Source organism: Streptomyces sp. NPDC088745, from assembly GCF_044751045.1.
In the GTDB taxonomy this organism is placed as follows: Bacteria; Actinomycetota; Actinomycetes; order Streptomycetales; family Streptomycetaceae; genus Streptomyces; species Streptomyces cremeus.
This window is the reverse complement of the sequence record NZ_JBIVLB010000001.1, coordinates 635,669-649,784: the sequence shown is the minus strand read 5'-3', so window position 1 is coordinate 649,784 and position 14,116 is coordinate 635,669. Positions and strand designations below refer to the sequence as shown.

Here is a 14,116-nt window from a genome sequence, read left to right as displayed (position 1 = left end):
TCGCGAGTGACGTGCCCGGCGGGGCGGTTCACACCGCCGGGCACTTCGCGTTCTTCGGGGGCAGCCCCGAGACCAGCGTGTTCAGGAGGTGCGCGGTGACACAGGGGTTGCCCTTGAGGCTCATGTTGTGGATCGCGCCGCCGACGCGCAGCAGGGCCGCCGGGTAGCGGGTGCCGACCTTCCAGGCGCCCTGCATCGGAGTGCGGGGGTCGCCGTTGGTGTTGACGAGCAGCGGGCGCGGGGCGGCCTTCAGCTTGGCGGGCGGGAGCTTCTTGAGGGTCAGCGGGCCGAGCGTGCCGCCGGGGCTCTGCGGCCACTGGGCGCACGGGGCGTAGGCGGCGCCGAGCGCCGGGGCGGCCTTCGGGGTGCCCTTGGCCCGCGCGGTCCGCGTCAGCCCCTCCAGCAGGGCCGCGGTGTCGCGGGGCCAGGCGAAGTCGGTGCAGTGGTTGGCCAGGGTGAGGGCGTAGGAGGCGGGGGCGGGCCGGTCGGCCGCCGCGACGTCCTGCGGGAAGCCCTGCTCGGCGTACGCCCGCAGCTCCGAGTAGGCCGGGTGCTCGGGGTCCTCGGTGCCGTCCAGCGCCAGGTCCACGGCGCGGCTGAAGCCCGGCCAGTCCGCCGGGTCGGCCATCACGGCGTACGCGGCCTGCTGGAGGTTGGGGGCCTTGCGGGCGACCTGGTCGAGGTACTTCTGCGGGTCGGGCGAGAGCGCGCACTCCGCGGGGCCGGCCGCGCTGCACCAGGAGCGGAAGCCCGCCGTGTAGGCGCGCAGCCGGGCGGCGTACGGGGTGCTCCTGGCGAGGTTCTGGGTGCTGCCGACCGCCGCCGGGCTGTTCGCCGCGTCGACGGCGTGCTCGGTGCCGCTGCGGGCCGGGTCGTACGCCGAGTCCAGCACGGCGGCGCGCACCCGGGTGGGGTGGGCGGCCAGGTAGTCCTGGCCGAGCAGGGAACCGTACGAGTGGAGGAGGAGGTTCAGCTTGTCCTCGCGCAGGGCGAGGCGGATAGACTCCAGGTCGGCGGTGACGTCGGCGGTGCCGAGGTGGGAGAGCAACTCGCCGTACGTGGCCCGGCAGTCGGCGATGTACTTCTTCGCGGCCTCGGCGACCGCGGCCGTGTCCGCGCCCGTGGGGAGCTTCTCGGCGGCGCCCAGTGAGGCGATCGGCCCGGGCGCGGGGCCGCAGTCGACGGGGGTGCTGCGGCCGGTGCCGCGCCGGTCGAAGCCGACGACGTCGAACAGGGCGCGCAGTTGCGGCGGGAGGGTGTTGGCCGCGGTGTAGAGCCCCTGGAGGCCGAGACCGCCGGAGTCCATGACGAGCACGCCGATGCGGCGCTTGCGGTCGGTGGCCGGGATGCGCGAGACGGCGAGGTCGATCTTGTCGCCGCCGGGCTCGGCCGCGTCGACCGGGACCTTGAGGGTGGTGCACTCGCGGGTGGGCTGGCCGGTGACCGGGCAGTCGTTCCACCGGGCCTCGGGCGCGGGCACGTCGGGCCGGGCGAGGTTCCTGGTACGGGAGTCCTGCGGGGTCTCGGGCCCGCCGCAGGAGGTGAGCGCGAGGGCGGCGGCGAGGGCGAGGACGGCGGCGCGGGCGCGCCCACGCGTCCCGGCCCGCCCGCGTGTTCCGCGTGTTCCGGTGCGGGCACGGTCCGCCGCGGCTGCCTCTGGTCGTTGTCGCACTGCGCACCCGGTCCCTTCGCTGCCGTACTCCGCGGTCTCGGCCGGCGTGGGAGTGAGCGTGCGGGCCGCGTCCGGGGCCGGGCCGTACGGGCGGGGGCCGTCAGCGCCCGGAACGCAGCAAATGGTGCCACGAACGGGTGAACGAGTGAGAACCAGGTGCGTGCACCGTGACCGGTTCGTGAACCGGTCCGGCGGCGCGAGCCGGGCGTCCGGCGCTGGTCACCGGGGGCGGGAAAGGGGCCCGGGGCGGGCGGTTCAGCCGAGGTAGCCCTCGACCTCGCTGGCGGGGCGGGGCTGTTCCGCGCCGGGGTCCTGGCCGAACTCGGCGCGGGCGCGGCGGCGGCGCAGCAGGTCCCAGCACTGGTCGAGCTGCACTTCGAGGGCGGCGAGCCGGGTGCGGTCGGCGTCGGAGAGGCCACCGGGGCGCCCGTCCCGGGCGGTGGCACGCCGGCGCAGCTCCTGTTCCTCGGCGACCAGGCGGTCGATGCTGCCGAGGATCTCGGGGACGCCGGAATCTGCGGGGGTGTTCACGGGCTCGCTCCTCCGTCGGGTCGGGGCTGCTGAGACCAAGCCTGGCGGCGGGGCGGCGGGAGCGCGACTCGTGCTCCCGCCGCCCCCGAAGCGGCTCAGTGGCGCACGGCCTTGCCCACCTCGGCCTTGACGTCGCCCTCCAGGGACCGGTTGCTCTTGGCGACGGCCGTGCCGTCCTTGCCCGCCGCCACGTCCTTGACGTTCACGACGACCGCGTCCAGCAGGTTTCCGCCCGCGTCGCGGAAGTTCACCTGGACCAGGTAGGTCTGCTCCTTGGACTCCTTGTTGGCGACCGTCACCTCGGCCGTGCTGCGGTCGCCCTCCGCCTTGACCGCACCCACCTTCACGTCGCCCTTGGCGTCGGTGCCGTCCTTGACCTCCTTGAACTTCTCGTCGGCCGACGCGGAGGCCGACGCGTACGACTCCTTGGCCTTGTCGGCGGCCTCCCCGGCCTTCTCGGTGGCGGAGGTGGCGGCCTCGCCCGCCTTCTGGGTGGCGGAGGCGGCGGCTTCCCCGGCCTTCTGGGTGGCGTTGGAGACGGCGTCCGACGCGGACTTCTTGTCGTCGCCGCACGCGGAGACGGTCAGGGCGATGACGGCGGCCAGGACTGCGGCGCCAGCGGCGCGGGTGATCTTCATGGGGGTCACCCTGCGTGCGCCGTCGTGTCCTCGCGAGCCCATTGCTCCGAAGGGGTGCCGGAATTCACCCTCCGCCCCCGGACCCACCACAGGCCGCCCGCCGACAGGGCGACCGCGAGCCCGGCGAGTCCCAGCCACCAGCCGGCCGTGCGCAGGCGGCCCGTCGCCGTGGCGTAGAGGGCCTCGGCCGCCGCCCGGCTCAGGTCCTCGGGCAGGTGCGACAGGACCAGGTTGTGCGCCACCGCGAGCACCAGGGCCAGCAGCAGCGCGCCGAGGACGACCGCGCCGCCGGCCATCGCGAGGGCCGGCAGCCTCCGTCCCCGTACGGACAGCGCGACCGCCGCCACCGCCAGCAGCCCCGCGGCCACGGGCGCCCACCACGCCGCGCCGCGCAGGAAGGCGTAGACCGACCGCCAGGTGTCCAGTCGGTCCGTCTCGACCAGCGTCAGGTCCGTGTGGACGACCGGAATCCGGCCCGCGAAGGGCACCCCGTCGTCGGTGAGCCGCTGTTTCAGCTCGGCCGTGACGGGCGCGAGATCGAGCAGGACCCGGTCGCCGCTGCCCCGCTCGGCGGCGAGCGCGTCGCGGAAGGCGTCGTGGGTGACGCGCTGGACGGTGTTCCAGGCGTTCCGGTACGACTGGGTGCCGGTGAAGGAGCGGGCGGCCTCGCCGATCAGGCGCTCCGCGCCGTTCTGGAGCGGGCCGAGGTCGACCTGCCTCATGATCTCGCCGGTCAGGCGGGTGACGACGGCCTTCTGCACGTCCGGGTCGTCGGCCAGCGGAGCCATGGTGTCGACGTACCGCCCGGTGTCCTGGACCTCGGCGCGCGCCCACACGGCGACCGCGCCGAGGGGCACGAGCAGCGCCACCAGGGCGAGCAGGGCGACGGGCAGGAATCGGCGCAGCAGCATGTCCCCCACCCAAGCCGGGCCCGCGCGCCCGCGCGAGCGGAGCGCCGCCGTAGTGGTGACCTGGGCGGTTCCGGGAAGCGGCCTTGATCCACTTGCCGCGTCCGCCGACCGGGTGTGACCTGGATGGGCGAACGCGGGGGCTCAAGCGCCGTACGCACCGAGTACGGCCCGGAGGGACGGAGCTGTCATGGGAGCACACGCAGTGATACCTGGGCGGAGAGCGGACCAGCCCCTCCCCGTCGGCGTCACCCGGAGCACGGCCACCCCGCGCGCCATCGGCGGCATCTCCGCCGCGCTCGGCCTGGTCTACGGCCTGTACGTCGGCCTGGTCGACCGCAGGGGCGGCGAGCTGACCGCGGGCAACGTCTGGCTCGGCCTCGTCTGCGGCCTGCTCTTCGCCGCCCTGTTCGCGGGCGTCTGGCAGGCGCTGCGGGCGGTCACGCCGGGCCTGCGGGCGGTGGGCTTCGGCGTCCTGACGGCGGTGGCGATGGGCTTCCTGGCCAGCCGGGGCGACGGCAGCGTGCTGGGCTCGGCGGTGCTGGGGCTCGCGGTGGGCGCGGGGATCGCCATCGGCACGTACTACTACTGCTACTCGCACACGGACTGAGACACCGGCGCGGTGGCCGCGCTCGGACCGAGCACCGGCGCGATGGCCGCGCTCGGACCGAGCACCGGCGCGGTGGCCGCGCTTGGGCTGAACCACCGGCGCGGTGGCTGCGCACTGAACGCACGACGGCGACCAACGCCCGAAGAAAAATGCGGAGAAACGCTCAACTCCCCTCAGGTACGGTCCATTTGGCGGCATGGCGTGCGGTCCGGCTCCGGGGTGCCGTAGAACACCAGTGTGAACCGGCTGAAGGAGCAGGGAAGTTGACCCACCCAGTTGCAGACGCGGCGCCCGCGTCCCGCGCGGACGCGGACCTCGCCATCCGCACCCACGGCCTCGTCAAGGTCTTCGGCGACAACCGCGCCGTCGACGGCATCGACCTCGCCGTCCCCGCGGGCACCGTCTACGGCGTCCTGGGGCCCAACGGCGCGGGCAAGACCACGGCGGTGAAGATGCTCGCCACCCTCCTGCGCCCGGACGGAGGCACGGCCCACGTCTTCGGCAGGGACGTGGTCAAGGAGGCGGACGCGGTGCGCTCCCGGGTCAGCCTGACCGGGCAGTACGCGTCCGTGGACGAGGACCTCACCGGCACCGAGAACCTGATCCTGCTGGCCCGCCTGCTCGGCCACTCCAAGGCCGACTCCCGCTCCCGCGCGGGCCAGTTGCTGGAGGCCTTCGGGCTGACGGCGGCGGCGGGCAAGCAGGTGAAGAACTACTCCGGCGGCATGCGCCGCCGCATCGACATCGCCGCCTCCATCCTCAACACGCCGGACCTGCTCTTCCTGGACGAGCCCACCACGGGCCTCGACCCGCGCAGCCGCAACCAGGTCTGGGACATCGTCCGCGCGGTCGTCGCACAGGGCACCACGGTCCTGCTCACCACGCAGTACCTGGACGAGGCCGACCAGCTCGCCTCCCGGATCGCGGTCATCGACCACGGCAAGGTCATCGCCGAGGGCACCAAGGGCGAGCTGAAGGCCTCCGTGGGCTCCGGTTCCGTACACCTGCGGCTGCGGGACGCCGGGCAGCGCCCGGAGGCCGAGCGCATCCTCGCGGAATCCATGCGGGCGACCGTCCAGCTCGATCCGGACCCGGTCGCGCTGACCGCGACCGTCGACGGCAGCGGTACCGACCAGGGCGCCGCCGAGCAGGCCGCCCGGGCCCTCGCGGCCCTCGCCCGCTCCGGCATCACGGTCGACAGCTTCGCCCTCGGCCAACCCAGCCTCGACGAGGTCTTCATGGCCCTCACGGACAAGAAGGGCGTGACGGCATGACCGCCGGCACCGGCACGGAGACCGCGGCCACCCCCACGGGCAAGAAGTCCGAGGACCTGGCCCTGGTCAAGGCACCCGACGCGGAGGAGCTGGCCGCCCTCCTGGTCGCCAGGGACCGCCCGGCGAGGCCCAGCGCGCTGACGTCCTCCCTGACCTTCGGCTGGCGCGCCATGCTGAAGATCAAACACGTGCCGGAACAGCTCTTCGACGTCACGGCCTTCCCGATCATGATGGTCCTGATGTACGCCTACCTCTTCGGCGGCGCACTGGCGGGCTCCGTCTCCTCGTACATCCAGTTCCTGCTCCCCGGCGTCCTGGTCATGTCCATCGTCATGATCACGATGTACACGGGCCTGGCCATCAACACCGACATCACCAAGGGCGTCTTCGACCGCTTCCGCACGCTGCCGATGTGGCGTCCGGCGCCGATGGTCGGCTATCTGCTGGGTGACGTCGTGCGCTACCTGATCGCCTCGGCGGTGATCCTGGGGGTCGGCCTGGTCATCGGTTACCGCCCCCGGGGCGGGGTCCTCGGCGTGCTCGCCGGCGTGGCCCTGCTGATGGTCTTCTCCTTCGCCTTCTCCTGGATCTGGACGATGTTCGGGCTGATGCTGCGCTCGGAGAAGTCGGTGATGGGCGTCAGCATGATGGTGATCTTCCCGCTCACCTTCCTGTCCAACGTCTTCGTCGACCCCAGGACGATGCCGGGCTGGCTCCAGGCGTTCGTCAACAACAGTCCGGTGTCGCACGTCGCCACGGCGGTGCGGGAGCTGATGGCCGGGAACTGGCCGGGGGCGGACATCGCGTGGTCCCTGGGCTGGGCGGCGTTCTTCCTGGTGGTCTTCGGGTCGGCCACGATGCGCCTCTACAACCGCAAGTGAGCGGCCGGCCGCCCGCCTCCCGCCGGGGGCGGGGCGGTCAGGCCCCGTGCACCACCGTCACCGGGACCGGCGCGTGCTGGACCACGTGCAGGGAGACCGAGCCCAGCACCGCCGCCTTCAGGCCGCTGTACCCGCGGGCGCCCACCACCAGGAGCTCGGCGTCCTCCGCCTGCCGCAGCAGGGCCTCGGCCGCGTTGCCCTTGTGGGTCTTCCGGGTGACCTGGCGGGCGGCCGCCGCGCCCAGGGCCCGTTCGACGGTCTCGGTGAGCACCTTCGCCGCCTCGCGCTGCGGGTCGTACGTGGCCGCCTCCGGGGTCAGGCCGCCCCAGACCGGGTACTCCCAGGCCGTCACCGCGACCAGCTCCGCACCGGCCAGGCCGGCCTGGCGGGCGGCCCAGTGCAGGGCGCGCACGGAATGGTCCGAGCCGTCCACACCGACGACGATCTTTCCTGCTGCCATGGGAGCTCCCCTTCAGGACGGCTTCTTTCCGGTCAATCTACGCGAAACGGTCAGTCGAGGCGCAGGTCGGAGAGCTGCTGGGCGAAGGGGGTCACTTCCTCGGTCTCCGGGCGGGCGCTCCGCATCCGCATCTGGGCGGCCAGCTCCGCGGCCGCCCGGACGACCCGGCCCGGGAGGTGGGCCGTGAACGCGTCACCCTCCCCGCCCCAGTCCTCCGAGGCGGCGAAGACCGAGGTCGGGACGGTCAGCGCGTGGAGGTACGAGAACAGGGGCCGGACGGCGTGCTCCAGGGCGAGGGAGTGGCGGGCCGTGCCGCCGGTCGCCGCGATCAGGACCGGGGTGCCGGTCAGGGCGTCCGGGTCGATCAGGTCGAAGAAGGACTTGAACAGCCCGCTGTAGGAGGCGGCGAACACCGGGGTGACGGCGATCAGGCCGTCCGCCGCCGAGACCGCTTCGATCGCCCGGTGCAGGGGTTCGCTGGGGAAGCCCGTGACCAGGTGGTTCGCGATGGCGGTGGCCAGTTCGCGCAGCTCGACGAACTCCACCGAGGCGGTGGGGAGTTCGGTGCGCGCCGCCTCCGCCAGACGGTCCGCCAGGAGGCGGGTGGAGGAGGGGACGCTCAGGCCGGCCGAGACGACGACCAGACGGGGCGCGGCCGGGTGCGGGGACGTGGTCATGATGCCGAGACCTCCTCGGTGCCGTGGGCGGAGTCGCTGTGGGAGCCGGTGTTCGTGTCGCTGTCGGAGCCGGTGGCGCCGGTGGTGCCGGTGGTGTCGGCGAGGGCCTGGGCCACCCGGGCCGCGTGGGTCGGGGCGTCCGGGACGCCGGCCGGACGGTTCTTCTCCATCTCCTCGCGGAGGACCGGGACGACCTCCTCGCCGAGGATGTCGAGCTGCTCCAGAACCGTCTTCAGCGGCAGGCCCGCGTGGTCCATGAGGAAGAGCTGACGCTGGTAGTCGCCGAAGCTCTCGCGGAAGGTGAGGGTCTTCTCGATGGCCTCCTGCGGCGAACCGACCGTCAGCGGGGTCTGGGAGGTGAACTCCTCCAAGGACGGGCCGTGTCCGTAGACCGGGGCGTTGTCGAAGTACGGACGGAAGCGCCGCACGGCCTCCTGCGAGTTCTTGTGCAGGAAGAGCTGGCCGCCGAGGCCCACCACGGCCTGGTCGGGGGTGCCGTGCCCGTAGTGCGCGTAGCGCTCGCGGTAGAGGTTGATCAGCTTCCGGAAGTGGTCCTTCGGCCAGAAGATGTTGTTCGCGAAGAAGCCGTCGCCGTAGTACGCGGCCTGCTCGGCGATCTCCGGGGAGCGGATCGAGCCGTGCCAGACGAACGGCGGGACGCCGTCCAGCGGGCGCGGGGTCGAGGTGAAGGACTGCAGCGGAGTGCGGAACTTCCCCTCCCAGTTCACGACGTCCTTCCGCCACAGCTCGTGGAGGAGCGCGTAGTTCTCCACGGCGAGCGCGATGCCCTGGCGGATGTCCTTGCCGAACCACGGGTAGACCGGGCCGGTGTTGCCGCGTCCCATCATCAGGTCGACGCGCCCGTCGGCCAGGTGCTGGAGCATCGCGTAGTCCTCGGCGATCTTCACCGGGTCGTTGGTGGTGATGAGGGTGGTGGACGTGGAGAGGATGAGGCGCTCGGTGCGCGCGGCGATGTGGCCGAGCATCGTGGTCGGGGAGGACGGGACGAACGGCGGGTTGTGGTGCTCACCGGTCGCGAAGACGTCCAGGCCGACCTCCTCGGCCTTCTGGGCGATGGCGACCATCGCCTTGATCCGCTCGTGCTCGGTCGGCGTCCGGCCCGTCGTCGGGTCGGCCGTGACGTCGCCGACGGTGAAGATTCCGAACTGCATCGCGTTCATCGGGGCACCCGCCTGGTGTGATTCCGTCGCATGACGGTTGAATGTTGAACGACCTCAAGAACGGGTGCGGTACGGGATCTATTCCCACCCCTGTGCGCCCGGGACCCCGCCCGGTCACGCCCGGCTACCCGAAGGGGTGATGCCTGCATGAAATCGCTCCACGCCGCGCTTGCGGCGGTGCACTCTGCCGGGATGTCCACACGTACGACAGCACGCACCGACGCCCCCGCCTCCGGTGCCCCCGCCCCCGGTGCCCCCGCCCCGGGGGTCCCCTCGCCGCCCCCCATCCCTCCCACCTGCCCCCACTGCCGTCAGGGCCTGCTCTGGAAGGACACCCGGGCCGAGATCCGGGAGAGCGACGAGCACCACTGGCGCTGGTGGTGCGGCAACTGCTCCAAACGCTTCCGGCCCACGGAGGAACACCTGCGCCGCTTCAACTGAACGCCGGGCCGTGGCCTAGTCCTCCGGACAGGTGCCGTCCCTCGCCGCCCGGCCGTCGACCAGCGTCCTCTCCACCGCCGTGTTCACGCACGGATCGCCGGACCGGGCCAGGCCGTGGAGCTGTCCGCCGGCCGTGAGCAGTGCGGCGGGCAGCCGCTCCGCCACCTTCCGGGCCGCGGCCAGGGGCGTACGGATGTCCTTCTCGGCGTTGAGGAGCAGCGGCCGCGGGGCCCGGGGCGCGCTGATCGCGCCGAGCGGGGGCCCGCCGCGCGGCCAGACGGCGCAGGGCGCGTAGAACGCCGCGTAATAAGCAGCACTGCCTTCCGCGTCCCTGCTCTCCGCCTCCCGCGCGACCTCCTTCAGGAGCCCCGCGGTGGTCTTCGGCCACCCGAAGTCGGCGCACTTGACGCCGAGTTCGAAGGCGGTCCCGGCCCCCGGGTCCTTCAGGGCGGCGGCGACGTCCTTCGGGAAGCCCTTCTCGGCGTACGTCCGCAGACTCGCGTACGCGTCGCTGTCGCCCGGCGTCGCGTCCGCCGCCCTGTCGAGGGCCCGGCTGAAGCCCGGCCAGTCGGAGGGGACGACCATCACGGCGGCGGCGGCCCCGGCCAGGGCGTCGGGCTCCTTCGCGGCGACGGCGGCCAGGGCCTCGTCCGGTTCGGGTGCGACGGCGCACTCGGCGGGTCCCGAGGTGGTGCACCAGGCCCGGAACCCGGCCGTCCGCGCGCGGAGCCGGGCGGCCCTCTTCTGCTCGGGGGTCATCCCGGCGGTGCCGGAGGCCTCCTCCTCGGTCGCCGAACCCGCCAGGGCCGCCCGGACGCCGGACTGCGCCGGATCGACCGGGCCGTCGAGGACGGCGGCGCGGACGCGGTCGGGATGGGTGCGCAGGTAGGCCTGGGCGGTCATGGTCCCGTAACTGGCCATGAGCAGGCTCAGCTTGTCCTCGCCGAGGGCCAGCCGTATCGATTCCAGGTCGGCCACGGTGGCGTCCGTCCCCAGATGTGCCAGCAGCTCTCCGTACTTCGCACGGCACCGGGTGACGTACGCCTTCGCGTCCCGCTCGACGGCCGCCGGATCGGCCCGCGCCGGGTCGGCGGACTCCCCCTCGTCCGCCGGCCTGCCGATCGTGCCGCCGGGCTCACCGCAGTCGACGGGCGTGCTCCGGCCGGAGCCGCGCCGGTCGTACCCCACGACGTCGTACCGCGCGCGGATCTGCGGCGGCAGCAGGGCGGCGGCGGTGTAGAGCCCCGGGAGGCCGGGCCCGCCCGGGTCCATCACGAGCACGCCGACCCGCCGCCGCTTGTCGGTGGCCGGCAGCCGGGAGACGGCCAGGTCGAGGTCCCCGGAGCCGGGCTCGGCGGCGTCGACGGGCACCTTGAGGACGGCGCACTCACGGGTGGGCTGACCGGTGACGGGACAGTCCTGCCACACGGCCCGGGGCGCGGGCACGGGGGGCGGCGCGGTGGCCCGTTCCTCGCTCCCGCCACTCCCGCCGCAGGCGGCGAGGACCAGGCAGAGCAGCAGTCCGACGACGTACCGGGCCCGCCCGGCAGGCAGGCGGGCCCGGCGCGCACGTCCCTGTCCGCACTCTCCCATGCGGCCCAGCCTGGGCGGCCCCGGGCCCGGCCGCACGCGGTGGACCTCCGTACGGGCGAGGGGTGCTTCGCGCGACGCACACCGCCTCGCCCGGGGGACGGGCGTCGGATGCCGCCTACCGGGTCGGACCGGTGTCGGCGGCCAGGTTCCGGGCCGTTTCCAGGGCCTCGTGTACCGCGCCCGGGATGTCCAGGACCGGGAAGCGGGCGTGGCGCACCGTGCGGGTGCGGTCCAGCACCAGGACGGCGCGTTTCAGGCGCAGGGCCTGGCCCGCGCGGAACACCGGCAGGCGCAGCGCCGCTGAGAGGCGGAGGTCGACGTCGGAGAGGAGGGGGAAGGGCAGGCCCTCCTCGACCGCGAACACCCGTTGTTCGTCGGGGCGTTGGGTGCTCACGCCGTGCACCTGGGCTCCCGCCGCTCGGAAGTCGTCGTACTTCTCGCGGAACAGCCGGTTCTCCAGTGTGCAGCCGACCGTCCCGGGGATGGAGGCCCAGCCGTCGGGCAACGGGCTCGGGCGGCCGGTCGCCGGGTAGGTGAACAGGACGGTGGCCGCGGCCCCTTCCGCCACCGGGTCCGACGGGGTGCCGTCCACGTGCCGGGGGAGTCGCAGGTGCGGCAGGCGTTCGCCCACCAGGCTTGCCACCCGGTGCGCCTCGGCGCTCGTCTCGTCGGCCGTGCCGCTCAGCGAGCCGTCGCCGAGCACCCAGCGGTCCGCCCAGTCCTGCATGGAGAGCAGCACGGGCAGCAGGCCGCGTCCGCGCTCCGTCAGCCGGTACTCGTGGCGCACCGGGTTGTGCTGGTACGGAACCTTCTCCAGGACCCCGGCCTCCACCAACTGCGCCAGCCGCTCCGTCAGCACCTTCCGGGAGATCCCCAGCTCCTCCAGAAGCGCGTCGAACCGGTGGTGTCCGCGCGCGGTCTCCCGCACCAGGAGCAGGCTCCACCAGTCGCCGATCACCGCGGCCGCCTGGGCGATCGCGCAGGCGGCATCCCGCTCGGGAACGGTCCTGGCCATGGGTCTCCTGTCGTGCGGAGTGCGAGCGGGGTCTCCGGGTGCGCCGTCGTCCGTCGTTGTTCGTCATCGCTCGTCGTCGGAACCATCTTGCGGCACCGAGTGAGTTTCCGATAGAAACTCACTCGTAGGAGTCAGTCTCCAAAGGGGACTCACTCGTCTTCCGTCGGAGAAGGACGTGGCATGAGCGAGACCCTGACGGCCTCCGCCGGCCACTTCTGGCGGTTCTGGTGTGCCTCCACCGTCAGCCACGCGGGCACCGCCGTCACCGCGCTCGCCCTGCCCCTGGTCGCCCTCACCGTCCTGGACGCCTCCGCCCTCCAGGTCACCCTGCTCGCCGCCGCCGGTCAGATCTCCTGGCTGCTGCTCAGCCTCCCGGCCGGGGTGGTCGCCGGGCGCGTGCCGCTGCGCAGGCTGCAAGTCGCCCTGGATCTCGTCCGGTTCGGCGCGCTCGGGTCCTTGCCGGCGGCCTGGTGGTGCGATGCCCTCACGTACCCGCATCTGCTGTTCGCCGCTCTGGTCACCGGTGCCTGCACCGTTCTGTTCGACATAGCGAACTCGACCTTCCTGCCCGCCGTCGTCCCGGCCCACCAGCTCGCCGCCCGCAACAGTCTGATGTCCGGCACGGCCGCCGTCACCGAGACCGGAGGCCCCTCCGCGGGCGGTCTCCTCGTGCAGGCGGCGGGTCCGGTCGGCGCGCTCCTGGTGGACGCCGTCAGCTACGTCGTCTCGGCCGTCCTGCTGCGCGCCCTCCCCGAGCGCCGTCCCGCGCCCCGTACCGGCGACAGCGCGCTGCGGCAGATCCGCGAGGGCTGGCGGTACGTGACGCGGCATCCGGTGATGATGCCCTGCATGCTCTGGGCGACCGCCACCAACTTCGTCTGCGCCGCGCTGCTCGCCCTCACCCCCCTCTATCTGGTCCGCGAGGCCGGTCTGACGCCCGTCCAACTCGGCCTGGTGCTCGCCATGGACGGTATCGGCGCGCTCGCCGGATCGTCGGTGGCGGTGCGGATCACCCGGCGGTTCGGCACCGCGCGCGGGGTCGTCGGGGCCACGCTGGCGGGCGGCGTCGCCGCCGCGGCGCTGATTCCGCTGACCACGAGTGCCGCCGACGCGTACTGGTTCGCCCTCGGCAACGCGGGCTTCGCCTTCGGCGTCGTCATCGGCTCGATCACCACCCGCACCTACCGCCAGACCCAGTCCCCGCCCGAGCTGCTGTCCCGGGTCATGGCCACCGTGCGTTTCGTCTCCTGGGGCGCCCAGCCCGTCGGCGCGCTCATGGCGGGCGTGCTCGCCACGTACGCCGGAACCCATGCGGCCCTGGAGGCGGTCTGCGCGGCGGCCGTCCTGCCCCCGCTGTGCCTGCTCGCCGCACGCGCCGGCCGTCTCCGGGACTTCGGTCCCAAGCGCCCCAGCGGGTGAGCCCTGTCAGGTGGGGGCGGACCGTGACCGACCTGGGCGGCGGCCACCTCGCCTGGCGGGCGGGGAACCGGCCCGTGTGGGACCCCGGCGGCGGGCATGAGAGGTTCGGGGTGATCATTCGCAGTCAGCACGAGGGGACCCCATGAGTGAACCGACCCAGCCCGCCGCCGAGTTGGCGGTCACCGACCCGAGCACCCTGCACCCCATGCCCGGCCAGCCCCGCGTCGTCCTGCTGAAGCCCCTCGTGACGTCCGAGCTGATCGAGGTGGGGGAGTACAGCTACTACGACGACCCGGACGACCCCACGGCCTTCGAGACGCGGAACGTCCTCTACCACTACGGCCCCGACCGTCTCCGGATCGGGAAGTTCTGCGCGATCGCCACCGGTGTGCGGTTCATCATGGGCGGCGCCAACCACCGCATGGACGGCCCGTCCACCTTCCCGTTCTCGACGCTGGGCGGCGCGTGGGGGCCCAACGTCGACCTGCTGATGGACCTGCCGCAGCGCGGCGACACGGTCCTGGGCAACGACGTGTGGCTCGGCTACGGCGTGACCGTCATGCCCGGGGTGCGGATCGGGCACGGGGCGATCGTCGCGGCCGGTTCCGTCGTGACCTCCGACGTGCCGGACTACGGCATCGTCGGCGGCAACCCGGCGAAGCTGATCCGCAAGCGGTTCAGTGACGAGGACGTCAAACGGCTGGTCGGGATCGCCTGGTGGGACTGGCCCGTCGAGCTGATCACCGAGCACGTCCGCCTGATCATGGCGGGCACCGTGGACGAACTGGCGGCCGTCGCCCCGCGCTGACCTGCCGA

Annotated in this window: 15 protein-coding genes; 6 read left to right on the top strand and 9 right to left on the bottom strand. The window is 73.3% G+C overall.

Annotated elements, in window-relative coordinates:
- Window positions 1-28 precede the first annotated feature (28 nt).
- The 4 genes from ACIP93_RS02985 to ACIP93_RS02970 form a co-directional block, all read right to left on the bottom strand.
- Window positions 29-1,672 carry an alpha/beta fold hydrolase gene (locus ACIP93_RS02985; RefSeq protein ID WP_401754993.1) on the bottom strand — a complete coding sequence of 548 codons (1,644 nt, stop codon included), beginning with the start codon at window positions 1,670-1,672 and terminating at the stop codon, window positions 29-31.
- Between the two features lie 255 nt (window positions 1,673-1,927).
- Window positions 1,928-2,203, bottom strand: a complete 276-nt coding sequence (locus tag ACIP93_RS02980) for a DUF2630 family protein (RefSeq protein ID WP_345221111.1) — start codon at window positions 2,201-2,203, stop codon at window positions 1,928-1,930.
- Window positions 2,204-2,298: 95 nt separating this feature from the next.
- Entirely contained in the window at window positions 2,299-2,841 is a 543-nt protein-coding gene (locus tag ACIP93_RS02975) for a hypothetical protein (protein ID WP_345221112.1), read from the bottom strand.
- Between the two features lie 5 nt (window positions 2,842-2,846).
- Window positions 2,847-3,752 (bottom strand): hypothetical protein, encoded by a 906-nt coding sequence (locus tag ACIP93_RS02970; RefSeq protein WP_401754989.1) that lies wholly within the window; start codon window positions 3,750-3,752, stop codon window positions 2,847-2,849.
- A 187-nt stretch (window positions 3,753-3,939) separates the two neighbouring features.
- Here ACIP93_RS02970 and ACIP93_RS02965 point away from each other — a divergent pair, with 187 nt between their 5' ends.
- The 3 genes from ACIP93_RS02965 (at window position 3,940) to ACIP93_RS02955 (ending at window position 6,514) form a co-directional block, all read left to right on the top strand.
- On the top strand, window positions 3,940-4,359 hold the full coding sequence (locus ACIP93_RS02965) for a hypothetical protein (protein ID WP_401754986.1): 420 nt from the start codon (window positions 3,940-3,942) through the stop codon (window positions 4,357-4,359).
- Window positions 4,360-4,622: 263 nt separating this feature from the next.
- Complete coding sequence (locus ACIP93_RS02960; protein ID WP_345221116.1) at window positions 4,623-5,633, top strand: ATP-binding cassette domain-containing protein; 1,011 nt, start codon at window positions 4,623-4,625, stop codon at window positions 5,631-5,633.
- The gene (locus tag ACIP93_RS02955; protein WP_401754983.1) at window positions 5,630-6,514 is read left to right on the top strand and encodes an ABC transporter permease; all 885 of its coding nucleotides are present in this window, start codon (window positions 5,630-5,632) and stop codon (window positions 6,512-6,514) included. The genes ACIP93_RS02960 and ACIP93_RS02955 overlap by 4 nt, the downstream gene beginning before the upstream one ends.
- A 37-nt stretch (window positions 6,515-6,551) precedes the next feature.
- Here ACIP93_RS02955 and ACIP93_RS02950 read toward each other — a convergent pair whose 3' ends face one another.
- From ACIP93_RS02950 to ACIP93_RS02940, 3 genes are read right to left on the bottom strand one after another with little or no spacing between them, the layout of a single operon-like run.
- Window positions 6,552-6,974 (bottom strand): universal stress protein, encoded by a 423-nt coding sequence (locus ACIP93_RS02950; protein ID WP_401754980.1) that lies wholly within the window; start codon window positions 6,972-6,974, stop codon window positions 6,552-6,554.
- Window positions 6,975-7,024: 50 nt separating this feature from the next.
- On the bottom strand, window positions 7,025-7,651 hold the full coding sequence (locus tag ACIP93_RS02945; RefSeq protein ID WP_401754977.1) for an FMN reductase: 627 nt from the start codon (window positions 7,649-7,651) through the stop codon (window positions 7,025-7,027).
- Window positions 7,648-8,823: an LLM class flavin-dependent oxidoreductase gene (locus ACIP93_RS02940; RefSeq protein ID WP_401755637.1), complete on the bottom strand. Its 1,176-nt coding sequence runs from the start codon at window positions 8,821-8,823 to the stop codon at window positions 7,648-7,650. The genes ACIP93_RS02945 and ACIP93_RS02940 overlap by 4 nt, the downstream gene beginning before the upstream one ends.
- 201 nt (window positions 8,824-9,024) lie before the next feature.
- Here ACIP93_RS02940 and ACIP93_RS02935 point away from each other — a divergent pair, with 201 nt between their 5' ends.
- Window positions 9,025-9,273, top strand: coding sequence for a hypothetical protein (locus ACIP93_RS02935; protein ID WP_401754974.1), 249 nt, complete (start codon window positions 9,025-9,027; stop codon window positions 9,271-9,273).
- Between the two features lie 15 nt (window positions 9,274-9,288).
- Here ACIP93_RS02935 and ACIP93_RS02930 read toward each other — a convergent pair whose 3' ends face one another.
- The gene (locus ACIP93_RS02930; RefSeq protein ID WP_401754971.1) at window positions 9,289-10,866 is read right to left on the bottom strand and encodes an alpha/beta fold hydrolase; all 1,578 of its coding nucleotides are present in this window, start codon (window positions 10,864-10,866) and stop codon (window positions 9,289-9,291) included.
- A gap of 115 nt (window positions 10,867-10,981) precedes the next feature.
- Window positions 10,982-11,881 (bottom strand): winged helix-turn-helix transcriptional regulator, encoded by a 900-nt coding sequence (locus ACIP93_RS02925; protein WP_401754968.1) that lies wholly within the window; start codon window positions 11,879-11,881, stop codon window positions 10,982-10,984.
- Between the two features lie 180 nt (window positions 11,882-12,061).
- On the opposite strand from ACIP93_RS02925, the gene ACIP93_RS02920 reads away from it, so the two are divergent.
- Window positions 12,062-13,300 (top strand): MFS transporter, encoded by a 1,239-nt coding sequence (locus tag ACIP93_RS02920; protein ID WP_401754965.1) that lies wholly within the window; start codon window positions 12,062-12,064, stop codon window positions 13,298-13,300.
- A gap of 142 nt (window positions 13,301-13,442) precedes the next feature.
- Window positions 13,443-14,108 carry a CatB-related O-acetyltransferase gene (locus ACIP93_RS02915; RefSeq protein ID WP_401754962.1) on the top strand — a complete coding sequence of 222 codons (666 nt, stop codon included), beginning with the start codon at window positions 13,443-13,445 and terminating at the stop codon, window positions 14,106-14,108.
- Window positions 14,109-14,116 lie beyond the last annotated feature (8 nt).